The following is a 21,836-nucleotide window of genomic DNA, read 5'->3' on the forward strand; positions in this document are numbered from 1 at the left end:
CTGCGACCGGGCATCGAGGACCGCATATGAATACTTCTGAAGACAACGGCCTGCTGCGTTTCCTGACCTGTGGCAGCGTGGACGACGGCAAGAGCACGCTGATCGGCCGCCTGCTGCACGACAGCCGGGCCATCCTCGCCGACACGCTGCAGGCGATCGAGCGCACGTCGGCACGGCGCGGCATGGAAGCGATCGACCTGTCACTGCTGACCGATGGCCTGCAGGCCGAGCGGGAGCAGGGCATCACCATCGATGTGGCCTACCGCTATTTCTCGTCGGGTCGGCGCAAGTTCATCATCGCTGACGCGCCGGGGCACGAGCAGTACACGCGCAACATGGTCACCGCAGCGTCGACCGCCGATCTCGCCATCATCCTGATCGACGCGCGCCGCGGCGTGCTGACGCAGACCCGTCGCCATGCGCAGCTGGCGGCGCTGCTCGGCATTCCGCAGCTGGTGGTGGCGGTGAACAAGATGGATCTGGTCGACTTCGCACAGCCGGTGTTCGAGCGCATCCGCGACGACTTCCTCGCGTTCGCGGCCGGTGCCGGCATCGAGCAGGTGCGCTTCGTGCCGATGTCCGCCCTGCGCGGCGACATGGTGGTTGACCGTGGCGAGCACCTTCACTGGTACGACGGGCCCACGTTGATGGAGATGCTGGAAAGCGCGCCGGCGGCGGCGGCTCCGCACGCGCATCCGTTCCGCTTTCCGGTGCAGTGGGTGTGCCGGCCGCAGGACGCGGTCAATCCCCTGCTGCACGACTACCGCGGCTTCATGGGTCGGGTGGAGGCCGGCCGCATCGCGGTCGGCGATGCGGTGAGCGTGCTGCCGTCCGGCCTGAGCACCAGGGTTCGGGCCATCGAGATCGGCGGCGACGCGCTTCTGCACGCTGGCGCCGAACAGTCGGTCGCGCTTGTGCTCGACGACGACATCGACGTGTCGCGCGGCGACATGATCGTGGCGCCCGAGAAGCCGCCGCGCGTGCTGCGCCAGATCACTGCCGATCTTTGCTGGCTGTCGGATCTGCCGATGGACCGCGCCCGCACCTACCTGATCCGCCATACGACGCGTGAAGTCAGGGCGAAGCTGGTGGGCATCGATCATCGGCTGGACGTGAACACACTGGAGCGCATGTCCGCCGAACGGCTCGTGATGAACGACATCGCGCGCGTGCGCTTCAAGCTGGCGCAGCCGGTGTTCGCCGATCCCTATGTGCTGAACCGCTCGACCGGCGCTTTCGTCGTCATCGACGACAGCACCTACAACACGGTGGCCGCGGGCATGATCGTGGCGGACGCCGACGCAACGGAGTGATGCGAGCGGCGGCCGATCGGTCCGCGTTCAAGCCGGCGCGCTGCGGGTCGTTAAGACTGTCAGAGCGCCGGCTGTCGGCGCAGGAGGAATCACATGGACGTTTCCGCAATCGCCAGTGCCGCCACCGCGATGTCGCAGCAGAAGGTGGCCGACGCTGCCGGCACCCTGGTGCTCAGAAAGGCGCTGGACATCCAGGCGTCGAACGCGGCGCAACTGCTGCAGGCGCTGCCGACACCGCAGCCCGCGCCCTCCAGTCAGAACATCATCGACACCTACGCCTGAACCAGGGGGCCGACCGGGGCCCTCACTCTTTTCCGCGTCCGCCGTCCAGCGCCCGCCGCAGATAGGGCGCGGTGCGGCTGCCTTTCGCCTTCGCCACGTCGGCGGGTCGCCCCTCGGCGACGATGCGCCCACCCTCGGCGCCAGCGCCCGGCCCCATGTCGATCACCCAGTCCGCCCGCGCCACCAGTCGCATGTCGTGCTCGACCAGCACCACGCTGTTGCCGCCATCGACCAGCACTTCGAGCTGGGCGAGCAGGCGTTCGACGTCGGCCGGATGCAGGCCGGTGGTCGGTTCGTCCAGCACGTACAGCGTGCCGCCTCGTCCGCTGCGCTGCAGTTCGGTGGCGAGCTTGATGCGCTGCGCCTCGCCGCCCGACAGTTCGGTCGCCGGCTGGCCCAGCCGAAGGTAGCCCAGGCCGAGCCGGCTCAGCAGCGTGAGCGGGGCGAGTACCCGCGGCTCGCTGGCGAACACCTCGCAGGCCTGGTCCACGGTGAGGTCCAGCACCTCGGCGATGTTGCGCCCCTGCCAGGTCACGGCCAGCGTGGCCGGGTTGTAGCGGGTGCCGTGACAGTCGGCGCAGGGCGCGTATACGCCGGGCATGAACAGCAGTTCGACGCTGACGAAGCCTTCGCCCTCGCAGGTCGGGCAGCGACCCTTGGCCACGTTGAACGAGAAGCGCCCGGCGTCGAAGCCACGCTTGCGGGCGGCGGGCGTCTGCGCGAACAGCTTGCGCACCTCGTCGAACAGGCCGGTGTAGGTGGCGAGGTTGGAGCGCGGCGTGCGGCCGATTGGCTTCTGGTCGATGCGCACCAGCCGGCGGATCGCGTCAGCACCTTCGCCCAGCCGGCCTTCGGTCCGCGCGGTGTCGACCGGCGGCTGCTCGCCGTCGTCGTGCTCGGGCTCGGCCTCGACCACGTGGCCCAGGTGCTCCGCCACCAGTTCGACCAGTGCCTGGCTGATCAGGCTGGACTTGCCGGAGCCGGACAGGCCGGTCACCGCACACAGCACGCCGAGCGGGATGCGCGCGTCCAGCCGGTCCAGGTTGTTGCGGCTCACGTCGTGCAACGACAGCCAGCCTGATGGCGTTCGCGGTGTGCGCACCGGCGGCAGATCCGACTTCAGGAAGCGCGCGGTCGCCGACGACTTTACCGCGGCCAGACCGGCGGGCGGGCCGCTGTAGACGATGCGTCCGCCCTCGGTGCCTGCGCCCGGGCCGACATCGACCACCCAGTCGGCGCGGCGGATCATGTCGAGGTCGTGCTCGACCACGAACACGCTGTTGCCGGCCTGCTTCAGCTGCAGCAACGCGTCGAACAGCGCTTCGCCGTCGGCCGGATGCAGACCGGCGGACGGTTCGTCCAGCACATAGACGACGCCGAAAAGCTGAGAGCGCAGCTGGGTGGCCAGCCTGAGCCGCTGCAGCTCACCGGGCGACAGCGTGGGCGTGCTGCGTTCCAGCGTCAGATAGCCCAGACCCAGCCGCAGCAGCACTTCGATGCGGTCGACAACTTCGCCGGCCAGCCTCTGTGCGGCGAGGCGCTTTTCTTCCGGCAGCCGGGCATCCGCCTCGCCGGCGACGGCCGGTGCGAGCAGGCGCACCACCTCGGATAGCGGCTGGCGCGACAGCGCACCGATGTCCAGCCCGGCGAAGGTAACCGCCAGCGCTTCCGGCTTGAGCCGCTTGCCGGCGCATACCGGGCAGTCGGCGGCCCGCATGTAGCGCGACACGCGTTTGCGCATCAGCGTGCTCTGCGTGCTGGCGAAGGTGTGCAGCACGTAGCGGCGTGCGCTGGTGAAGGTGCCCTGATAGCTCGGCTCCATCTTCCGCCGCAGCGCGACGCGCGTTTCCTCCGGCGTGAAGCCGGCATAGACCGGTACCACCGGCTGTTCGTCGGTGAACAGGATCCAGTCCCTCACCTTGCGCGGCAGCTTTGCCCACGGCGTGTCGACGTCGATGCCAAGGCTGACCAGGATGTCGCGCAGATTCTGGCCGTGCCAGGCCGGCGGCCACGCGCTGACTGCGCCGTCGCGTATGGTCAGCGACGGGTCGAGCACCAGCGTCTCTTCGCTTACCTCGAACACGCGGCCCAGACCGTGGCAGTTCGGGCAGGCGCCCTGTGGCGTGTTGGGCGAGAAGTCCTCGGCCTGCAGCATGGGCTGGCGCGCCGGATAGCGGCCGGCGCGCGAATACAGCAGGCGCAGCAGGCTGGACAGCGTGGTCACGCTGCCCACCGACGAGCGCGCGCCCGGCGTTCCGCGCTGCTGCTGCAGGGCCACCGCCGGCGGCAGGCCTTCGATGCTGTCGACGTCCGGCACGCCGGCCTGGTCGATCAGCCGGCGCGCGTACGGCGCCACCGATTCCAGATAGCGCCGCTGCGCCTCGGCATACAGCGTGCCGAAGGCGAGCGAGGACTTGCCGGAACCGGATACACCGGAGAACGCCACCAGCGCGTCGCGCGGCAGATCGACGTCGATGTCTTTCAGATTGTGGTCGCGGGCGCCGCGGACGCGGATGGTGGCGGAGGCGGCGAGTCGGTTGGAGGGCTGGGTCTTGCTCATGCGCGTGCGATGGAAGCTGGACGGAGACGGGGCCTGCACAGGGTACGGAAGGGCGGCCGACACCTGTGCTGCAGGCAGACTGTGCCTGCGCGAAGGTGTTGCCATGTCGTCGCATTGTGCCCGTCCCTGTGCCGGGCGCGTGCCGTTACCGGCCGTCCCGTGCAGGCTCCGGCGCACGACGCATCGCGTGTTCCGGTGTGACGCCCCCGGCTGGCGAGGCGGCCAGACCGTTCAGGAGCGCCGCCGGCGGCGGGCGGTCAGCAGGCATCCGAGGCCGGCCAGCCAGAGTGCGGCCGTCATCGGCTCGGGCACCGCTGTCACGTTGATTGTGATCGACTTGCCATCGAATGAACCGTCGGTCGACGAGAAGTCTTCGTACTGCGGATAGCTGTACTGCCATGACGAGCAGCTCAGCCCGCCGCCTTCGTCGCTCATGCAGGTGCGGGATGCGATCTCGCTGCCCGACGAGGTCGAGTTGGTCGCGCTCCAGCCGCCGCCGACGGCGATATCGAAGGTTCCGGCAGTCGGGAACAGCAGCGAGAAGGTCCAGCCGTTGGAATAACCACTGCCGGGCGCCGCCGAGGGATAGTCGTTGAAGTTCTGGCCGGCGGCCTGCAGATAGACGGCCGTCACCGTTTCAGCCTCGTACCAGTACCAGTTCATCATCCATTCCTGGTACCCCTCGACCGGTGGGGGTTCGACCGGGTCATTCCCGCCGTCGTTACGCGACGAGGTGTTCACGCTGAAAGATACGAAGAAATCCACCGTGCTGCCGGCCTGCACCGTTGTCTGGCTGGCGCCGAAGCTGTCGATCTGTCCGCTGGCGGACCATGCGCAGGGACTGGCGATCAGGCTGAGGCAAAGCAATGCCGAACTCGCGCTCTTCATGTTCCGCTCCTCTTTCAATGACACCCGTTCGGCTGCACGCTGCGGCAGGCCAGCTTGGGCGTCGGGTTGGATGAAGTTATGAGCCTAGCATCGGGGCATGGGCTTCGATAGCGCTTCCGACCGGCGGTGGCGATGCCGTTCTGCGACCGGCTGGCGGGAAGACGGTGCGCTTATCGGTCGGCGCGGCGCATGCCGGTGGCCCATGCTTCAATTAATATGCGGGGCCAGAAAATCGGGGCTTTCCTCTTGAGCAGCTCGCGGCCGTGTCGCCATCCGTCCTGCGTATCCGCTCGGGGAGGCACCCCCACATGAGACCCGACAATGCCGTCACCTGATCTTCGTGATCGCTTTTTCGTGCTGGCCCAGCACGGCATGCCCAAGCAGGCACTGACGCGTTTCGCCGAATTCGTGGCGAATTCGCGCGCACCCTGGACCCGCGGCATCATTCCCTGGTTCATCCGCAAGTACGGCGTGGACATGAGCGAGGCGGCCCGGCCGGACCCGGCGGACTATGCCTGCTTCAACGATTTCTTCACCCGTGCGCTGCGCGAAGGTGCCCGTCCGCTGGCCGACTCGCCCTTCGTCAGCCCGGTCGATGGCACCGTGATCGACTGCGTGAAGCTCGATGGCGACACCTTGCTGCAGGTGAAGGGACACCCGTACAGCGCGCGTGCCCTGGTGGGCGGCGACGCGGCACTGGTCGATCGATTCGACGGCGGCGAAGCGATCTCGATCTACCTGAGCCCCAAGGACTACCACCGCATCCACATGCCCTGTGCGGGCCGGCTCCGGCGCATGATCCATGTGCCGGGCAGCCTGTATTCGGTCAATCCGGCGACGGTGGCGGGCGTGCCCGGCCTGTTCGCGCGCAATGAACGCGTGGTCTGCCTGTTCGATTCGGACTTCGGCCCCTTCGTGCTGACACTGGTCGGCGCCATGGTGGTCGGCAGCATGCAGACCGTGTGGCATGGGCTGATCAATCCGCCGCGCACCGGCAAGCTGCGCGAGTGGCGCTACGACGACCAGGACATCCGGCTCGCCCGCGGCGAGGAGATGGGCCGCTTCCTGCTCGGTTCTACCGTCGTCATGCTGTTCCCCAGGGGGGCGCTGCAGGCCCGCGCCGACTGGGTGCCCGGGCGCACGGTGCGCATGGGCGAAGCCATGGCTGACGCGTTGTCGCGTTGACTGCCGCAGAGGGGATCGACGACGTTTGTTTTCATGGGAACAAATTGAGTGTGAATCGTAACAAATGGGCTATGCTTCAATTTGATTCGATTCCACACAGGACCGCTCCCATGGGCGCCATCGCAGACAAGGGAATCAGCGCTTCGGAAGACCGCGGCGCGCTGGCCCGCATGACCATGACGTTGCTCGATCACTGGAAACTGGGCACCGAAGACCAGGCTGCACTGCTCGGCATCGCCGCCAGCAACCGGGCGGCGCTGGCGCGCTATCGGCGCGGTGAGCCGATCGGCACCAGCCGCGACCAGTATGAGCGGGTCGGTCATCTGCTGGGTATCCACAAGAACCTGCGCCTGCTGTTTCCGCAGAACCGCGATCTCGCCTACCGCTGGATGAGCACCCGCAACCGTGCTTTCGACAACCTCACCCCGGTCGAGGTGGTGAAGGAGTGGGGCTTTGCCGGGCTGCTGATGGTGCGCGCCTACCTGGATCGGGCGCGCGGTCAGTGAGTCTCGGCGATCTGTTCGCCCGCCTGGCGCTGGCCGAGGTGCAGCGCGACGTGTTCCGCAACATCGTGTCGCTGCGCAGTTCGCAGGACCTGTTCGACGATCTCACCGACGATCCGGCCGAGTGGCTGCTGGCGCAGAAGGTGGAGGGCGACGCCAAGCCGCCGCCCTACCGCTCGCCGGCCCCGGTGCTGCACCGTCCATTCGAGGACGCCGAGTGGTTCAACGCCATCGCCTGGCCGTTCCAGAACTGGCAGGCCAGCCGCTTTTCCGACGGTCGCCACGGTGTCTGGTACGGCTCGGAGTCGGTCGATACCACGGTGTATGAGTCGGCCTGGCACTGGCGCAACGGCCTGCTGGCCGACGCCGGTTTCGAGCGCGAGTCGGTGGCGGCCGAGCGCAAGGTCTATGTCGTGGGCTGCGCCGCTGCGCTGCTCGACTTCCGCCCACTCACGGCCGACTGGCCGGATCTGCTGCATCCGCTCGATTACAGCTTCCCGCAGTCGGTCGGCGCGCGCATCCACCGCGAAGGTCACCCGGGCCTGGTGGTGCAGTCGGTGCGCCGGCCGGAGGGCGAGAACTTTGCGGTATTCAATCCGGCGGTGCTGTCCAGCCCGCGTCACCACCTGCAACTGACTTACCGGCTCGACGGCGAGTGCATCGTCGTCGAGAAGACGCCGGGCGTCGCGTGGTTTGGCATCGATGCGGCGGATTTCGGGCGGCGCGCTGCGGGTTGAGTTCAGAGCGACCTGCGGGTCGAAGGAAGGCGTCGCGCCAGCGACTTCGACTCCGCCGCGCGCAGGATGCGGCGGAAGGTCGGACATTCCAGGTGGCTCGGTGCCGGGCAGGCGGCGGCGTGACGGAGGCCGTCGCGCAGCGCACCCAGTCTGCGTATCGTACGGTCGAGTTCGTCCGCGCGCTCGGCGAGCAGGCCGCGGTCGATGTCCAGCGTGCCGCCCGGTGCGAACATGCGGCCGATCTCGTCCAGCGAGAAGCCGGCCGCGCGGCCCAGCGAAATCAGCGCCAATCTCTCGATTACGTCATTGCCGAACACGCGGCGCAGACCGCGCCGGCCGATCGAACGTATCAGCCCCTTTTCCTCGTAGAAACGCAGGGTCGCCGCGGTGACGCCGGCGCGCTGTGCCACTTCGGCGATATCCAGATCGCTCATGGGCTTGACCTCAAGTCGACTTGAATTTGCATAGTGCTCACACCGCACGTTGCGGGCAAGTCACGGGAGACGACGATGGATGCTTCAGATACGCGCGCCGACGCGCAGATCGCCTTGTGGAACGGTCCGGCCGCCGACGGCTGGGTGCAGGCGCAGCCGCTGCTCGATGCGCTGTTCGCGCCTTTTTCCGAACGGCTGGTCGAGGTGGCACGGACGCGCTCCGCGCGCAGCGTGATCGACATCGGCTGCGGCACCGGCGCCACCACGCTGGCGCTGGCCGAGGCGCTGGGCAGCGGGGCGCACTGTATCGGTGTCGACGTGTCGGCGCCGATGATCGCCGCGGCCCGCGCCCGCGCGCTGGCCAGCGCTTCAGCCGCGCACTTCGTCTGCGCCGACGCCGCACGGCATGCCTTCGCGCCCGGCGCCGCTGACCTCATCGTGTCGCGCTTCGGCGTCATGTTCTTCGAGCGCCCGGTCGATGCGTTTGCCCACCTGCGCGCGGCGCTGCGCAGCGATGGTGCGCTGCACGCCATCGCCTGGCGCGGCACCGACGAGAACACCTTCATGACCACCGCCGAGCGCGCAGCCGCACCATTGCTGCCCGACTTGCCCGCGCGTCGCCCGGGGGCTCCGGGCCAGTTCGCCTTCGCCGACCGGACTCTTGTTCGCGAGGTGCTGGCGCGCAGTGGCTGGCGGGACATCGACATCCATCCGCTCGACATCGAATGCGCGCTGCCTGCCGTCGAGCTCGAACGCTACTTCACGCTGCTCGGCCCGGTGGGCGTGGCGCTGCAGCAGGCCGACGCGGACACCCGTGCACGCGTGATCGAGGCGCTGCATGGCGCTTTCCGGCCGTACTTGGCCGGTGGGGCGGTGCGCTTCACCGCGGCGTGCTGGATGGTGTCGGCCCGCGCCTGAGCGCGCTTGCGTGTCAGCGTCCGGAGAAGCGCAGCCTGGACAGCATCTTCAGATTGCCCTTGCGGTAATAGGCGTCCGCCCAGCTGTCGTCCGGCGCCAGCGGCCGGGCTTCCTTCAGCTTCAGCAGCTTCGCGTAGTAGCGGAAGCGGTAGTGCTCGTAGAAGCGCAGTACCTCCAGACCGTAGCGGTCGGCAAGGTCGGTGTCGCCGCGGATGATGAGGACGTTCTCGTCGTTGCCGCTGCTGGCCGAGGCGCTGAGGTTGTGGCTGCCGCTGAGGATGACCGGATGGTCGGTGGTGAAGTCGGTGACGATGGCTTTCAGGTGCACCAGCAGGTTGCCGCGCTGGCCGCGCAGACCTTCCTTGACCCAGCCTTCCAGACCGCTGGTGAGCAGCGCCGGCGTCGTGAATTCGGCGGTGCGATCGGCGTGGAAGCCGGTAATCCGGCTGGCGCTGTTCTGGATGCCGTAGCGCAGCACCGGGTCGTGGGCCTTGCCGAGCAGGGCGTCGAGTATCGGTTCCGGCAGCGCGAAGGCGGTGGCGAACAGCAGGTCGCTTTTGGCGCCGTTTATCAGGTCGGCGAAGGCGGCAAGGTCGCCGCCGCCGGAGCGCGGCGAGAAGCCGGTCCAGATGCGGCCGGTCGGCGCGACCGGGTTGTGTTCGTTGATCCACGCGCGGGTGGCGGCAACGTCGCCGGGCGCGGCCCAGATCTGTTCGAACAGCGCCAGATAGTCGGCCGCCATCGCCTTGTCGTCGGCGGTGTGCACGACATTGGCCTGCCGGTACACGCCGTTCTCGGTGAAATTGGTACTGCCGCACAGCACGGCGCGCGGCGTGCGGGCGCCGCTGCGGCCGAGCTTGCTCAGCACGATGTACTTATGGTGAAAGATTTTCGAAGTGATGCGCGCCTGCTTCTTCGCCTTCGGAATCGATTTCAGCGCCGCCTCGTTCTGCACCGTCTGTTCGTCGCCGGCCTTGCCGTGATAAAGCACGCGCACCTGCGCGCCGCGCCGGTGCGCCGCCCGCACGGCGCTGGCGATGGCCTTCAGTTCGTACTCGTAGATCGCGATGTCCAGCGCCCAGGTCGAGTCCTTCGCACGGGCGACGAAGGCGAGCAACCGGTCGAGCAGGCCGTTCTGCAGCCAGTCGCGCGGCGCGGCCGGCCATTCCTCGATCGGCAAGTCCTTGTTCTCGGGGCGACTCAGCAGCGCGTCGAGCTCGGGAAACTTGCGGCCGAAGGCCTGGCTGGCGGCGACCGCCCGGTTGAACACGACATCGTGGCCCCTGGGCTTGCCGTCGTCGGTCGTGATCGCCAGTTCCAGTGATTCGCCCAGTTCCGGCTGCTCGGCGCTGCCGTACACCAGCTGCACGCGGTAGCGGCAGCGCGTGCCGGGCGCGATGCTGTAATCGGCCCAGCGGAATTTCTGTATCGGTGCCAGATTGCTCGGGGTGGCCGCCCATTTTTCCAGCGTGTGCGCGCGGCCCGGGAAGGTGAGGCTGTTCAGCAGCCACTGCCACTTCTTCGTGCCTTCCTTCTGCTCGATCGCAAAACCGAGCAGGCCGGCGCGCCGCGATGCGTCAATGTCCATCGCCAGCAGCACGCCGCTGGTGCCGGCGTAGGCCTTGACGCGGAAGTCGTCGCGGGCATTGGTGACCAGTACACGCATGGGAACTCCGGGGCGATGCGATGACGTCATCTTGCGACCGGGGGCCGAAAGCTGCAACGATGAGGGTCACGACGTGGCTTGCCTTGTCGAAACGTGGCTGCGTCGATCGTCGACCCGGTAGTCCGCCGCATGAGTGCATGCGCGGCGGCTTCGTCATGATCCACGGAGGAAGCGCCATGTCGTCCACACACCCCGCAGCCTGTCACGTCACCCTTCTGGTCGCCACCCGCAAGGGCGCCTGGCTCTATCACGGCGACGCCGAACGCAAGACCTGGCGGGTCGATGGCCCGCATTTTCTCGGTCACATCATCAGCCACCTGGTACTCGATCCGCGTGACGGCCGCACGCTGCTGGCGGCAGCCAAGACCGGCCACCTCGGGCCGACCATGTTCCGCTCGACCGACTTCGGTCAGACATGGAGCGAGGCCGCGCGGCCGCCGGCCTTCGCGAAGGTCGAAGGCGGCGTGGGCCGCAGCGTCGATCACACCTTCTGGCTCACGCCGGGCCACGCCAGCCAGCCCGGCGTCTGGTACGCCGGCACCAGTCCGCAGGGCCTGTTCCGCTCCGAGGATGGCGGCGATACATGGGCGCCGTGCTCATCGATCAACGACGACCCGCGATATCTGGAGTGGATGGGTACGGCGCAGGACGGTACGCCGGACGGTCCCAAGCTGCACTCGATCATCGTCGACCCGCGCGACCCGATGCATATGTATATGGCGATGTCGGGCGGCGGGGTGCACGAGTCCTTCGACGCCGGACGCAGCTTCGCGCCGCTGATCGACGGTCTCGAAGTGGTGGAGGGCTTCGACGTGACGCAGCCCACCTTTCACGATCCGCACTGCATCCGCCAGTGCCCGGCCAACCCGGATCGGCTCTACCAGCAGAACCACTGCGGCATCTTCCGGCTCGACCGGCCGGCCACGCGCTGGCGGCGCATCGGCGGCGGCATGCCGGCGGAGGTCGGCGACATCGGTTTCCCGATGGTGGTGCACCCGCGCGATCCGGACACCGCTTGGGTATTCCCGATGGATGGCACCGCGGTGTGGCCGCGCACCAGCCCGGGCGGAAAACCGGCGGTATTCGTCACCCGCGATGGTGGTGAGCAATGGCAGCGTCAGGACGCCGGTCTGCCGGCCGAACAGGCGTGGTGGACGGTGAAGCGGCAGGCGATGACGGCGGACACCCAGCCCTCGGTCGGACTCTATTTCGGCACCACCAGCGGCGAACTGTGGGCGAGCAGCGACGAGGGCGCGCACTGGCACTGCATCGCGCGCCACCTGCCCGACATCTACGCGGTCGAGGTGGCGGAGCGGCCGGCCACATGAAGGTGCTGATACCGAGTGCGCTGCGTTCCTACACCGACAGCGCGCACGCTGAAGCAGACGGCGCGACGCTGGCCGAGGTGGTGGCCGCGCTCGACCTGCAGTACCCCGGCATCGCCTTCCGCATGATCGACGAGCAGGGACGGATACGCCGCCACATCCGCTTCTTCGTCGACGGGCAGCAGGTGCGCGACCTGGCACAGGCGGCCGATGCCGACGGCGAACTGGTCATCGTGCAGGCACTTAGCGGAGGCTGAGCGGCGGTCCAGCGCCAGCGTCACGCGACTCGCCTACACTGCTCCGGAACCCCGGCGGCGACCTCGCGTCGACCGGGGGTGTGCCGATACGGAGAATCCAGTGTTCCTGCCCAGACTGTGCGCCCTCGTGTTCGCGGCGCTGTTGCCGCTTTCTTCCCCGGCTCGCGCCGAAGACGTGTCGACGCTGGCCTACGACGCGCGGCTCAGCACTTATGCCTATGCCTTCGACGTGAAGGTCTTCCCGCTGTCGTCGCAGGGGCAGTCGCTGGAAATGGCCTACATCCATCTTCCGGGCGAGGCGGGCAAGCCGGTGGTCACCTTGCTGCACGGCAAGAACTTCAACGCCGATTACTGGGCGGGCACCGCGCGCCACCTGCAGAAGCTGGGCTACGGCGTGCTCATTCCGGACCAGATCGGTTTCGGCAAATCGTCCAAACCGGTCCATTACCAGTATTCCTTTCCGGCGCTGGCTCGCCACACCCGCGCGCTGATGGCCTCGCTCGGCATCGAGCGCTCCATCGTCGTCGGCCATTCGATGGGCGGCATGCTGGCCAGCCGTTTCGCCCTGATGTATCCGCAGGCGGTGCAGCGCCTGGTGCTGGTCAATCCGATCGGGCTGGAGAACTACCTGAAGTATGTCGAGCACAAGGACACCGATTTCTTTTACGGCATCGAACGGAAGCAGACGGCCGACAGCATCGCCAAGTACCAGCGCGACAACTATTACGACGGTCAGTGGAACGAGCGCTACGCGGCGCTCACCCGTTTCATGATCGGGCAGATGCAGGGACCGGACAGGAATCAGGTCGCCTGGGTCAATGCCTTGACCTACGACATGATCTTCACCCAGCCTGTTGTGACAGAGTTCGGGGATCTGTCGGTGCCGGTCAGTCTGATCATCGGCACGCGCGACCGTACCGGACCGGGCCGCAACTGGATGCGTCCTGGCGTCGAGTACGAACTGGGGCGCTACGACCGGCTGGGCCGGACGGCGGCGGCGTCGATTCCGGGCGCGGTGCTGTTCGAACTGCCGGGCCTGGGCCATATGCCGCACATCGAGAATTTCGAGGCGTTCAGCAAGGTATTCGACCAGGCGATCGGCGTACAGTGACCCCGAGGTCGATGTCATCAGGAGTCCCGCATCATGAACCACACTTCCCGCAGCCCGTACGAGAACGACGCCGAGAACGGGGCCACCCCCGCCGGGCCGGTCGAACTGTGGCATCAGACCTTTCACGAACTGCTCGACGGCATTGCGCGCTCGACCGACCCCTTCGGCATGACCGCGCCCATCCTGCACGCGCAGCTGGCGTGGGCGGCGCACCCGAAGGAACTGAGTGACCGCCTGGTCAGCCTTTCGTCCGATCTGTGGCGGCTGCAGCAGCACACGCTGAACCGGCTGCTCGGCCTGCCCGACACCGATCCGATTCCGGTCACCGAGGGTGATGCGCGCTTCGCCGATCCGGCGTGGACCGACCTGCCCACCTTCGACCTGATGAAGGAGTGGTACCTCGCCTTCACCCGTCACACCCAGGACATGCTTTACGACACGCCGGGCATGTCGGAGAAGGACCGCGAACGCGCGGCGTTCTGGTGGCGCAACTGGCTCAACGCGGTGGCGCCGACCAACTACCTGTTCACCAATCCGGTGGCGCTGCGCAAGGCGATGGAAACACACGGTGAGAGCCTGGTGCGCGGTTTCCGCAACTTCCTCGACGACCTGAAAGCCGGTGACGTGCGCATGACCGATCCGGACGACTTCAAGGTCGGCGAGAACCTGGCGACTACGCCGGGTGCGGTGGTGATGCGCAACCGTCTGCTCGAACTGATCCACTACGCGCCGACGCAGGCGAAGGTGCATACGCAACCGGTCGTCATCGTGACGCCGTGGATCAACAAGTTCTACGTGCTCGATCTGGCGCCGAAGAAAAGCATGATCCGCTACCTGCTCGACCAGGGGCTGGACGTGTTCATCACCAGCTGGAAGAACCCCGATGCCTCGATGCGTGACGTCACTTTCGACGACTACCTGCTCGAAGGCGTACATGCGGCGATCGAAACCGCGCGCGCGCTGACCGGCGCGCCGAAGGTGCACGCGGTCGGCTACTGCATCGGCGGCACGGCGCTCGCGATGTACATGGCTTGGGCCAATCGCCGCTTTTCGCCCGAAGAGGTGCCGGTCGCCGACTGGACGCTGCTCACCACGCTGATCGACTTCCGCGCGCCGGGCGAGATCGAGGTGTTCATCGATGAGTCCAGCGTGCGTTCGCTGTGCGACGCGATGGCGCAGAAGGGCTATCTCGACGGCAAGGAAATGGCCGCCTCCTTCCGCCTGCTGCGGTCCAACAGCCTGATCTGGAACTACGTCGTCAATGGCTGGCTGTACGGCGAAACGCCGCCGCCCTTCGACGTGCTTTACTGGAACATGGACGCAACGCGCATGCCGCAGGCCATGCACGGCTGGTATCTGCGCGAGCTCTACCTGCACAACAAGCTGATCAAGCCGGACGCGCTGACCGTGGCCGGCGAGCCGCTCGACCTGCACCGCATCGCCCAGCCGCTGTATGCGGTGGCGGCCGAGGACGATCACATCGCGCCGTGGCAGCAGGCCTTCCGCATCCATCGACATCTGGCGGGCGACAAGCGCTTCGTGCTGTCCAGTTCAGGCCACATCCTGGGCATCGTCAATCCGGTCGTGACGCCGCCGAAGCGCAGTTACCGTGCGGCGGAGGTCCACCGTGCGGACCGCGCCGACGCCTGGCACGCGCACAACGACGCGCAGCCGGGCAGCTGGTGGGAAGACTGGATGGCCTGGCTTAAGCCGCGTGCCGGAAAGCTGGTAAAGGCCCGCCCGGCTGCTACCGCCGATTTCCCCGAACTGGCGCCGGCGCCGGGCGGCTATGTGATGGAGCGCTGAGCGGATCGCTGCCGCGCCGGCAGCACTTGTGCAGATGCAGATTGAAATCCATGTCGTCGCCGTGTGATGATGCCGGCCATCCGATCAACAACAATAGCGGACATGGTCATCTCGCCCAGCCTGGCCACGCTCAACGGAGGCTCCATGGATAACGTTCTGCTTTTTGCGGCAGGCGAATTGTTCATCGTGATCGTCATGATGGCGCTGATCGCGCGTCTCAACGGCAAGGATCAGGACAGCCGTCACCTCTACTTCGGTTCTGTCGTGCTGACCGCGCTGGCGCTGGTATTCATGCTCGCGATGGCGATGTACTACTGGGCCGATGCCGGTAGCGCCGACCGTGCGCAGAAGCTGTTCGAAGCCTGCCAGCAGATCGTTCCTCCGCTGCTCACGCTGGTGATCGGCTTCTACTTCGGACAGAAGCGCTGAGCGTGCAGCGCCCGCTCCATCGGGCGCTGCTGCGCCGGACCCGCCGATGAGCGACATCCGCTTCGTTGCGGCGACGCCGGTGCTGGCGTCGCTCGACATCCTGCAGACCGTCGATTTCTACGTGAAGCGCCTGGGCGCAACGGCGGTGCACGCAGACCAGGGCGTCTACGGCATCGTGGCGCTGGGCGGTATTCATATCCATTTCTGGGCCTGCAGCGACCGGCGCATCGCCGAAGCGACCGGCTGCCGCATCGCCGTCGAGGGCGTGGATGCACTGTTCGCCCACTGCACGCGGCAGGGCATCGTCCATCCCAATGCACCGCTGCATGACACGCCCTGGGGTACCCGGGAGTTCGCCGTGCTCGATGGCGACGGCAACCTGATCACCTTTAACGAGCGCACCGCGACCTGAGGTGGCGATCGCGGTGCTTGCGCCGAATTACTGAGTTCCGCCGGTCGCAGCGGGAAGGCTGAGCGTGCCTCTTTCGCTGAAGCGCTGTACGCCGAAAGGACCGCCACCCAGCTTGCCACTCAGCGTGTAGGGCAGGCGGTCGAGGTCGGCGCCGCTGCCCAGCTCCAGCGCCTGACGGAAGGCCGACAGGGCCGACACCGTGATCGGTACGCTCACCACCGCCTCGCCAAAGCGCGGCACGCTGCCGCGCGCGTCGCTGACACCGGTGGCGAAGGTCCGGTCGTTCACATCGAGCTGCAGTGCCAGGCCGTCGTAGTCGATCGGATGGTCGTTCGGGTTCTGCACCCGCAGCTTCAGTGCGAAGCGCAATTCGAATCCTTCACCCTGCAGCGGTTCCAGCCCGACCAGATTGACCCGTACCGGGTCGCGCGTGGTCAGGCCGGCACAGCCTGACAGCGCGAGCAGGGCACACAGGACGAAGAGCAAGCGTGCGGCATTCGGGTACATGATCACCTCTGTGGTCGTCGGGCCGGGCAACGCGTGGTGCCCGGCCTTCCTTCATCGGTCGGGACTTACTTGCCCGGTTCGCCAACGAAGATTTCGACACGCCGGTTCTTGGCACGGCCGGCTTCGCTGCCGTTGTCGGCCAGCGGTTCGTGCGAGCCGCGGCCGTCGATCACGATACGCGACGACGCCACGCCGCGGTCGGCCAGATAGTTGCGTGCGCTGGCGGCGCGATTGACCGACAGCGGATCGTTCACCGCGTCGCTGCCGGTGCTGTCGGTGTGACCGATGATGCGCACCGAGGTGGTCGGATTGGCGTTCAGCGTCTGCGCGAAGCGGTCGAGCACGGGGCGGAAGTTCGGCTTGATGTCGGCGCGGCCGACGTCGAATGAAATGTCGCTCGGGATTTCGAGCTTCAGCTGGTTGTCGGCGGTCTGCACCACATCGACGCCGGTGCCGGCGGTCGCCTGTTCCATCGCCCGCTTCTGTTCTTCCATCTTCTGCGACCAGATATAGGTGCCGATGCCGCCGACCGCGGCGCCGATCAGCGCACCGCTGCGCGTGGCGCCGCCGCTGCCGCCGACCGCGCTGCCCAGCGCCGCGCCCGCTGCGGCACCGACGCCGGTGCCTATCGTGGTGCGCTTCTGCGTTTCGGTCATGTTGGCGCAGCCGGTGGCGACGAGGGCGCCGGCAGTCAGCAGGATGAGTGTCTTTTTCATGATGTGTGCTCTCCGGTGTGCGGGCCGCGTCCTGCGCGGCACCGAGTTGTTCGTGCGCGCGGCGTGGCGCATCGCTGCTGCCGGACGTCGCAAGTGCACTGCATCAGTCTCGGTGATTCGGATGCGTGCCCGTGTAAGACAACGCGCATGCCCGATGTACTCCCGCACCGACGCGAAAAGGTGCGCCCGATTACATCGCGCGCGAATCAAGGGTGCGGAGCGAATCGGGCGCTTCGCCTTCAGCGTCCTTCGTCGAAGTGCGGTCCGGCGCCTTCACCGGCCAGCGTGTCCTGCGCGTTACGCAGCGGGCAGGCCTTGAGCGACAGGCAGCCGCAGCCGATGCAGCCGTCGAGCTGGTCGCGCAACTGCGTGAGCGTGCGGATGCGTGCGTCCAGATCCTGCTGCCAGCGGGCCGACAGGCGGCGCCAGTCGGCAACCGTGGGCGTGCGCCGGTTCGGCAATGCCTGCAGCGCGTCCGCAATCGCGGCCAGCGGAATGCCCATGCGCTGCGCCACCTTGATCACCGCGACGCGGCGCAGCACCGAACGCGGATAGCGCCGCTGGTTGCCGGCGTTGCGCATGCTCTGTATCAGCCCGCGGCTTTCATAGAAGTGCAGTGTCGACACGGCGACGCCGCTGCGTGCGGCGACTTCGCCGACCGACAGGCTTACCGTGGCGGACTTGTTGCCTTTGCCGAGTTCGGACATTCGATCTCCCGGTGTTGACCTCAACCATGCTTGAGGTCGGATGCTACGCGTCCCTTCATCGAACGGAGTACACGATGTCTTCACCCTCCATCGCCAAGCCGACCGGCGGACGCACCCGCTTCATCCAGCCGCAGGGCCTGTACGACGCGACTGCCAATGGCTACTCGCACGTGGTGATCGCCGAAGCGCCCGCGCGCCACATATATATAGCGGGGCAGGGCGGCGAGAATGCGCGCGGTGAACTGTCGCCCGACTTCGCGCAGCAGGTTGAGCAGGCTCTGCGCAACCTCGCTGCGGCCCTGGATGCGGCGCAGGCGGCGCCGTCCGACGTGGTCAAGCTCACGGTGCTGGTGGTCGATCACACGCAGGACCGGCTGGGCGTGTTCGTGCAAGCCCTGCGGGCGATGTGGGGCGCGGCGCCTCCGCCGGCATGCACACTGATACCGGTACCGCGGCTGGCGCTCGACGGCATGCTGTTCGAGATCGAGGCGACGGCCGTCATCTACGACTGAGTTGCCCATCGATCTGCACCGCCACGCGGCGGACGACTTCACCTTCCGGATCCACGATTCCATGCATCGATCGAACGCTTCCTCGCAGTCCGCAACTCGCGACACCTTGTCGACACCGGTGCTGCTGCTGATGGCCGTTGCTGCCGGCCTGTGTGCCGGCGGCAACTACTTCAACCAGCCGCTGCTGCCGGCCATCGCGCGCGACCTGCAGGCGGACGATGCATCGGTGGCATTCACCGTGACCATCGCACAGGTCGCCTACGCCTGCGGATTGTTGCTGCTCGTGCCGCTGGGCGACATGCTGGAGCGGCGCGCCCTGGCGGTGGGGCTCATGCTGCTCGCCGCGCTCGGTCAGTTCATCAGCGGTTTCGCCGATTCCCTTTCGATGCTGTCGACCGGCATCGCGGTGGCCGGTCTGTTCTCGGTGGCGGCACAGATACTGGTGCCGATGGCGGCGACGCTGGCCGAACCGCAGCGCAGGGGGCAGGCGGTCGGTGTCGTCATGAGCGGCCTGCTGACCGGCATCCTCGCGGCGCGCAGCGTGGCCGGATTGCTCGCGCCGCTCGGTGGCTGGTCGACGGTGTACCGGGTCGCCGGTTTGGCCATGCTCGTCGTTGCGCTGTTGCTGTGGCGCGTGCTGCCGCAGTCGCGCAATCCGTCGCCGCGGCCCTACCTGCAGACATTGGTATCGCTCGGCACGCTGTTCCGCAGCCAGCCGCGTCTGCGCAGTCGCGCGCTGCTCGGGGCGCTGTCCTTCGCGTCGGTCAGCGTGCTGTTCTCGACGATGGCGCTGCTACTGGCCGGGCCGGGCCACGGCATGGACGAGGTGTCCATCGGCCTGGTCGGACTGGCCGGGGCGGCCGGCGCGCTGATGGCCAACGTCGTCGGTCGCGTCGCGGACCGTGGCGGCGCGATGCGTGCAAGCGCGATCGCGGTGCTGCTGCTGATCGCGAGCTGGGCGGCGCTGCTGTGGGGCGCGGACAGCCTGCTCTGGTTCCTCGGCGGTTTCGTCGTGATCGACATGGCACTGCAGGGCGTGCACATCAGCAACCAGCACATCGTGTTCCGGCTCGCACCGGAGGCACGGGCGCGACTCAACGCCGTGTACATGACCTGCTACTTCGCCGGCGCCGCAAGCGGCTCGGCGCTCGGCTCGTTCGCCTGGCAACACGGCGGCTGGCCGGCCACCTGCGCGGTCGGCGGCGTGCTCGGCCTGCTCACCGCCGTCGCGCTCGCGCACGACAGGCGTCTTGCGCGGAGAGGCTGACCGGCCGCCGCTTTGTTTGATGTACTGTATATGGATACAGCTATCGAAAGTGTTCCGCCGTGTCCGAATCCAGCACCATCAGTCGCGCCGATTACCTCTCCTCCCTGAACGACGCGCAACGCGAAGCCGCCACCTTCGGCGTTGCGCCCGACGCCCTTGCCGGGCCGCTGCTGGTGATCGCCGGCGCCGGCACAGGCAAGACGAATACGCTGGCGCACCGCGTTGCCCACCTGCTGGTCAATGGCGCGCAGCCGGAGTCCATCATGCTGCTCACCTTCTCGCGGCGCGCGGCCGACGAAATGACGCGCCGCGTGCAGCGCATCGTCGCTCAGGTGTCGCGGCGTTTTGCCACGCTGGCCAGTGCCGGCTTCCCGTGGTCGGGCACCTTCCACGGTGTCGGCGCGCGACTGCTGCGCGAGTACGCCGGACGCATCGGGCTCGATCCCGCCTTCACCATCCACGATCGCGAAGACTCTGCCGATCTGATGAATCTGGTGCGGCACGATATCGGCCTGTCCAGCAAGGCGAAGCGTTTTCCGCTGAAGGGCACCTGCCTGGCGATCTATTCGGCGGCGGTGAACACGCAGTCGCCGTTGGCCGAGGTGCTGCAGTCGTCCTTTCCATGGTGCGCCGAGTGGGAGGCCGATCTGAAAATGCTCTTCCGCGCCTATGTCGAGGCCAAGCAGGCGCAGCAGGTGCTCGACTACGACGACCTGCTGCTGTACTGGGCACAGATGGCGGCCGAGCCGGCGATCGCGCGCGAACTCGGTGCGCGCTTCGCACACGTGCTGGTCGACGAGTACCAGGACACCAACCGCCTGCAGTCGAGCATCCTGCTGTCGATCAAACCCGACGGCCGCGGCCTGACCGTGGTCGGTGACGACGCGCAGTCCATCTACAGCTTCCGTGGTGCCACGGTACGCAACATCCTCGACTTCCCGCAGCAGTTCGACCCCCCGGCGCGGCGCATCACGCTGGAGCAGAACTACCGCTCGACACCGCCGCTGCTTGACGCGGCGAATGCGGTGATCGGTGAAGCCGACGAGCGTTTCGCCAAGCAGCTGTGGAGCGCGCGCAGCGGCACGCAGAAGCCGCTGCTGGTGTCGGTGCGCGACGACGCTGCTCAAGCGGAGTTCGTCGTCACGCAGATACTCGCGCGGCGCGAAGGCGGCATGAAACTGAAGTCGCAGGCGGTGCTGTTCCGCACCTCCAGTCACAGCATGCGGCTGGAGATCGAACTGACGCGCCGGAACATTCCCTTCGTGAAGTTCGGCGGCCTGAAGTTTCTTGAAGCGGCGCACGTGAAGGATCTGCTGTCGGTGCTGCGCTGGGCGCAGAACCTGCGCGACCGCGTCGCCGGGTTCCGCGCAATCCAGTTGCTGGCCGGCATCGGTCCGAAGACGGCCGCACGCATCCTCGACAACATCCAGGCTGCGCCGCCGGGTGCTGCGCTGCTGGCCGAGCAGCCAGTGCCCGAGGGCGTGCGTGCCGGCTGGTCCGAGTTCTCGATGCTGGTCGAAGCGGCCGGTGCCGAACGCGCCGAATGGCCAGCCAGTGCCGAACACGTGGCGCGCTGGTACGAAGCGCAGATGGATCGTCTTTACGAGGATGCCGTCGTGCGCGCGGCCGACATCCAGCAACTCGCACGGCTGGCGTCGACCTACCCGAGTCGCGAGCGCTTCCTGACCGAGCTCACGCTGGACCCTCCCGAAGTGACCAGCGACGAGCCGGGCGCGCCGCTGCTCGACGAGGACTACCTCATCCTGTCGACGATCCACTCCGCCAAGGGTCGCGAGTGGAACGCAGTCTCGGTGCTCAACGCGGTCGACGGCGGCATTCCGTCGGAGATGTCGACCGGCAGCCAGGCCGAGATCGAGGAGGAAAGACGCCTGCTCTACGTTGCGATGACGCGCGCGAAGGAACAGCTCGAGCTGGTGGTGCCGCAGCGCTTCTACATCACCGGTCAGGCGTCGACCGGTGATCGTCACGTCTACGCCGGGCGCACCCGCTTCGTTCCGAATCGACTGCTCTCGCTGTTCGAACAGACGAGCTGGCCACGCGTCGACATGGACGGCGTGCCGACGATGACGGTGGCGGAAGCGCGGGTAGATATCGCCGCGAAGATGCGTGCGATGTGGCAGTGACGAATCGAGGTTTATCGTCGGTTCGCAGTGTCGCGGACGGCACACTGCATCTAGTAGCCGACCCGGGATCGGACACTACGGGTGCCGTTGACGCGTAAGCGGGTGTTTGCGCAGCGCAACACTCCGACGTCCTGCCTGTCGACGATGAACACGTCTT

General features: G+C 67.3%; 22 protein-coding genes. 15 read left to right on the forward strand and 7 right to left on the reverse strand.

All coding sequences use genetic code 11. From position 1 onward, the window contains the following. Positions 1 to 26 precede the first annotated feature (26 nt). Together WDZ97_RS00950 and WDZ97_RS00955 are read left to right on the forward strand one after the other, a co-directional pair. A complete protein-coding gene (locus WDZ97_RS00950; RefSeq protein ID WP_425761517.1) occupies positions 27 to 1,313 on the forward strand; it encodes a sulfate adenylyltransferase subunit 1 in 1,287 nt (428 codons plus the stop codon). Between the two features lie 93 nt (positions 1,314 to 1,406). Then, positions 1,407 to 1,595, forward strand: a complete 189-nt coding sequence (locus WDZ97_RS00955; protein ID WP_304002208.1) for a YjfB family protein — start codon at positions 1,407 to 1,409, stop codon at positions 1,593 to 1,595. Positions 1,596 to 1,617: 22 nt separating this feature from the next. Here WDZ97_RS00955 and WDZ97_RS00960 read toward each other — a convergent pair whose 3' ends face one another. Further along, positions 1,618 to 4,155, reverse strand: a complete 2,538-nt coding sequence (locus tag WDZ97_RS00960) for an excinuclease ABC subunit A (RefSeq protein ID WP_425761518.1) — start codon at positions 4,153 to 4,155, stop codon at positions 1,618 to 1,620. 231 nt (positions 4,156 to 4,386) lie between these two features. Next, positions 4,387 to 5,043 carry a PEP-CTERM sorting domain-containing protein gene (locus tag WDZ97_RS00965; protein ID WP_425761519.1) on the reverse strand — a complete coding sequence of 219 codons (657 nt, stop codon included), beginning with the start codon at positions 5,041 to 5,043 and terminating at the stop codon, positions 4,387 to 4,389. A gap of 321 nt (positions 5,044 to 5,364) precedes the next feature. Here WDZ97_RS00965 and asd point away from each other — a divergent pair, with 321 nt between their 5' ends. The 3 genes from asd (at position 5,365) to WDZ97_RS00980 (ending at position 7,468) form a co-directional block, all read left to right on the forward strand. Beyond that, positions 5,365 to 6,228 (forward strand): archaetidylserine decarboxylase, encoded by an 864-nt coding sequence (gene asd / locus WDZ97_RS00970; RefSeq protein ID WP_425761520.1) that lies wholly within the window; start codon positions 5,365 to 5,367, stop codon positions 6,226 to 6,228. 110 nt (positions 6,229 to 6,338) lie between these two features. Beyond that, positions 6,339 to 6,734, forward strand: coding sequence for an MbcA/ParS/Xre antitoxin family protein (locus tag WDZ97_RS00975; RefSeq protein WP_425761521.1), 396 nt, complete (start codon positions 6,339 to 6,341; stop codon positions 6,732 to 6,734). Further along, positions 6,731 to 7,468, forward strand: a complete 738-nt coding sequence (locus tag WDZ97_RS00980; protein ID WP_304002217.1) for an RES family NAD+ phosphorylase — start codon at positions 6,731 to 6,733, stop codon at positions 7,466 to 7,468. The genes WDZ97_RS00975 and WDZ97_RS00980 overlap by 4 nt, the downstream gene beginning before the upstream one ends. 2 nt (positions 7,469 to 7,470) lie before the next feature. Here WDZ97_RS00980 and WDZ97_RS00985 read toward each other — a convergent pair whose 3' ends face one another. Beyond that, positions 7,471 to 7,902 carry a helix-turn-helix domain-containing protein gene (locus WDZ97_RS00985; protein WP_425761522.1) on the reverse strand — a complete coding sequence of 144 codons (432 nt, stop codon included), beginning with the start codon at positions 7,900 to 7,902 and terminating at the stop codon, positions 7,471 to 7,473. 75 nt (positions 7,903 to 7,977) lie between these two features. Here WDZ97_RS00985 and WDZ97_RS00990 point away from each other — a divergent pair, with 75 nt between their 5' ends. Then, positions 7,978 to 8,820, forward strand: a complete 843-nt coding sequence (locus WDZ97_RS00990; RefSeq protein ID WP_425761523.1) for a class I SAM-dependent methyltransferase — start codon at positions 7,978 to 7,980, stop codon at positions 8,818 to 8,820. A gap of 13 nt (positions 8,821 to 8,833) precedes the next feature. Here the strand turns inward: WDZ97_RS00990 and WDZ97_RS00995 are convergent, their stop codons facing one another. After that, the gene (locus WDZ97_RS00995; RefSeq protein ID WP_425761524.1) at positions 8,834 to 10,486 is read right to left on the reverse strand and encodes a phospholipase D-like domain-containing protein; all 1,653 of its coding nucleotides are present in this window, start codon (positions 10,484 to 10,486) and stop codon (positions 8,834 to 8,836) included. Between the two features lie 176 nt (positions 10,487 to 10,662). Here WDZ97_RS00995 and WDZ97_RS01000 point away from each other — a divergent pair, with 176 nt between their 5' ends. The 6 genes from WDZ97_RS01000 (at position 10,663) to WDZ97_RS01025 (ending at position 15,826) form a co-directional block, all read left to right on the forward strand. Beyond that, positions 10,663 to 11,814 (forward strand): WD40/YVTN/BNR-like repeat-containing protein, encoded by a 1,152-nt coding sequence (locus tag WDZ97_RS01000; protein WP_425761525.1) that lies wholly within the window; start codon positions 10,663 to 10,665, stop codon positions 11,812 to 11,814. Then, positions 11,811 to 12,068, forward strand: coding sequence for a MoaD/ThiS family protein (locus WDZ97_RS01005; RefSeq protein WP_341928682.1), 258 nt, complete (start codon positions 11,811 to 11,813; stop codon positions 12,066 to 12,068). Before WDZ97_RS01000 ends, WDZ97_RS01005 begins: the two co-directional genes overlap by 4 nt. A 100-nt stretch (positions 12,069 to 12,168) precedes the next feature. After that, positions 12,169 to 13,179, forward strand: a complete 1,011-nt coding sequence (locus WDZ97_RS01010) for an alpha/beta fold hydrolase (RefSeq protein ID WP_304002230.1) — start codon at positions 12,169 to 12,171, stop codon at positions 13,177 to 13,179. Between the two features lie 33 nt (positions 13,180 to 13,212). Next, positions 13,213 to 14,985 (forward strand): PHA/PHB synthase family protein, encoded by a 1,773-nt coding sequence (locus tag WDZ97_RS01015; protein ID WP_425761526.1) that lies wholly within the window; start codon positions 13,213 to 13,215, stop codon positions 14,983 to 14,985. Positions 14,986 to 15,129: 144 nt separating this feature from the next. Next, complete coding sequence (locus WDZ97_RS01020) at positions 15,130 to 15,414, forward strand: hypothetical protein (RefSeq protein ID WP_304002237.1); 285 nt, start codon at positions 15,130 to 15,132, stop codon at positions 15,412 to 15,414. 46 nt (positions 15,415 to 15,460) lie between these two features. Next, on the forward strand, positions 15,461 to 15,826 hold the full coding sequence (locus tag WDZ97_RS01025; RefSeq protein ID WP_425761527.1) for a bleomycin resistance protein: 366 nt from the start codon (positions 15,461 to 15,463) through the stop codon (positions 15,824 to 15,826). Positions 15,827 to 15,853: 27 nt separating this feature from the next. Here WDZ97_RS01025 and WDZ97_RS01030 read toward each other — a convergent pair whose 3' ends face one another. From WDZ97_RS01030 to soxR, 3 genes are all read right to left on the reverse strand, one after another. Next, positions 15,854 to 16,333: an LEA type 2 family protein gene (locus WDZ97_RS01030; RefSeq protein ID WP_425761528.1), complete on the reverse strand. Its 480-nt coding sequence runs from the start codon at positions 16,331 to 16,333 to the stop codon at positions 15,854 to 15,856. A gap of 65 nt (positions 16,334 to 16,398) precedes the next feature. Next, the gene (locus WDZ97_RS01035; RefSeq protein ID WP_019917368.1) at positions 16,399 to 17,049 is read right to left on the reverse strand and encodes an OmpA family protein; all 651 of its coding nucleotides are present in this window, start codon (positions 17,047 to 17,049) and stop codon (positions 16,399 to 16,401) included. Positions 17,050 to 17,288: 239 nt separating this feature from the next. After that, entirely contained in the window at positions 17,289 to 17,756 is a 468-nt protein-coding gene (gene soxR / locus WDZ97_RS01040) for a redox-sensitive transcriptional activator SoxR (RefSeq protein WP_425761529.1), read from the reverse strand. A gap of 74 nt (positions 17,757 to 17,830) precedes the next feature. On the opposite strand from soxR, the gene WDZ97_RS01045 reads away from it, so the two are divergent. From WDZ97_RS01045 to WDZ97_RS01055, 3 genes are all read left to right on the forward strand, one after another. After that, a complete protein-coding gene (locus tag WDZ97_RS01045; protein ID WP_425761530.1) occupies positions 17,831 to 18,268 on the forward strand; it encodes a RidA family protein in 438 nt (145 codons plus the stop codon). 61 nt (positions 18,269 to 18,329) lie between these two features. Continuing rightward, positions 18,330 to 19,535: an MFS transporter gene (locus tag WDZ97_RS01050; RefSeq protein WP_425761531.1), complete on the forward strand. Its 1,206-nt coding sequence runs from the start codon at positions 18,330 to 18,332 to the stop codon at positions 19,533 to 19,535. A gap of 59 nt (positions 19,536 to 19,594) precedes the next feature. Continuing rightward, positions 19,595 to 21,679 carry an ATP-dependent helicase gene (locus WDZ97_RS01055; protein WP_425761532.1) on the forward strand — a complete coding sequence of 695 codons (2,085 nt, stop codon included), beginning with the start codon at positions 19,595 to 19,597 and terminating at the stop codon, positions 21,677 to 21,679. Positions 21,680 to 21,836: the final 157 nt, after the last annotated feature.

The organism is Methyloversatilis sp. MC4-4, assembly GCF_049843555.1.
Lineage (GTDB): Bacteria > Pseudomonadota > Gammaproteobacteria > Burkholderiales > Rhodocyclaceae > Methyloversatilis > Methyloversatilis discipulorum_B.

Bases quoted from the DNA above. Each gene is read 5' to 3' on its own strand.
- WDZ97_RS01025 (WP_425761527.1), top strand. From the start codon at position 15,461: ATGAGCGACATCCGCTTCGTTGCGGCGACGCCGGTGCTGGCGTCGCTC.
- WDZ97_RS00965 (WP_425761519.1), bottom strand. From the start codon at position 5,043: ATGAAGAGCGCGAGTTCGGCATTGCTTTGCCTCAGCCTGATCGCCAGT.
- asd (WP_425761520.1), top strand. From the start codon at position 5,365: ATGCCGTCACCTGATCTTCGTGATCGCTTTTTCGTGCTGGCCCAGCAC.
- WDZ97_RS01020 (WP_304002237.1), top strand. From the start codon at position 15,130: ATGGATAACGTTCTGCTTTTTGCGGCAGGCGAATTGTTCATCGTGATC.
- WDZ97_RS00960 (WP_425761518.1), bottom strand. From the start codon at position 4,155: ATGAGCAAGACCCAGCCCTCCAACCGACTCGCCGCCTCCGCCACCATC.
- WDZ97_RS01030 (WP_425761528.1), bottom strand. From the start codon at position 16,333: ATGTACCCGAATGCCGCACGCTTGCTCTTCGTCCTGTGTGCCCTGCTC.
- WDZ97_RS00975 (WP_425761521.1), top strand. From the start codon at position 6,339: ATGGGCGCCATCGCAGACAAGGGAATCAGCGCTTCGGAAGACCGCGGC.
- WDZ97_RS01045 (WP_425761530.1), top strand. From the start codon at position 17,831: ATGTCTTCACCCTCCATCGCCAAGCCGACCGGCGGACGCACCCGCTTC.
- WDZ97_RS00990 (WP_425761523.1), top strand. From the start codon at position 7,978: ATGGATGCTTCAGATACGCGCGCCGACGCGCAGATCGCCTTGTGGAAC.
- WDZ97_RS00955 (WP_304002208.1), top strand. From the start codon at position 1,407: ATGGACGTTTCCGCAATCGCCAGTGCCGCCACCGCGATGTCGCAGCAG.
- soxR (WP_425761529.1), bottom strand. From the start codon at position 17,756: ATGTCCGAACTCGGCAAAGGCAACAAGTCCGCCACGGTAAGCCTGTCG.
- WDZ97_RS00985 (WP_425761522.1), bottom strand. From the start codon at position 7,902: ATGAGCGATCTGGATATCGCCGAAGTGGCACAGCGCGCCGGCGTCACC.
- WDZ97_RS00995 (WP_425761524.1), bottom strand. From the start codon at position 10,486: ATGCGTGTACTGGTCACCAATGCCCGCGACGACTTCCGCGTCAAGGCC.
- WDZ97_RS01050 (WP_425761531.1), top strand. From the start codon at position 18,330: ATGCATCGATCGAACGCTTCCTCGCAGTCCGCAACTCGCGACACCTTG.
- WDZ97_RS01035 (WP_019917368.1), bottom strand. From the start codon at position 17,049: ATGAAAAAGACACTCATCCTGCTGACTGCCGGCGCCCTCGTCGCCACC.
- WDZ97_RS01005 (WP_341928682.1), top strand. From the start codon at position 11,811: ATGAAGGTGCTGATACCGAGTGCGCTGCGTTCCTACACCGACAGCGCG.
- WDZ97_RS01000 (WP_425761525.1), top strand. From the start codon at position 10,663: ATGTCGTCCACACACCCCGCAGCCTGTCACGTCACCCTTCTGGTCGCC.
- WDZ97_RS00950 (WP_425761517.1), top strand. From the start codon at position 27: ATGAATACTTCTGAAGACAACGGCCTGCTGCGTTTCCTGACCTGTGGC.
- WDZ97_RS01015 (WP_425761526.1), top strand. From the start codon at position 13,213: ATGAACCACACTTCCCGCAGCCCGTACGAGAACGACGCCGAGAACGGG.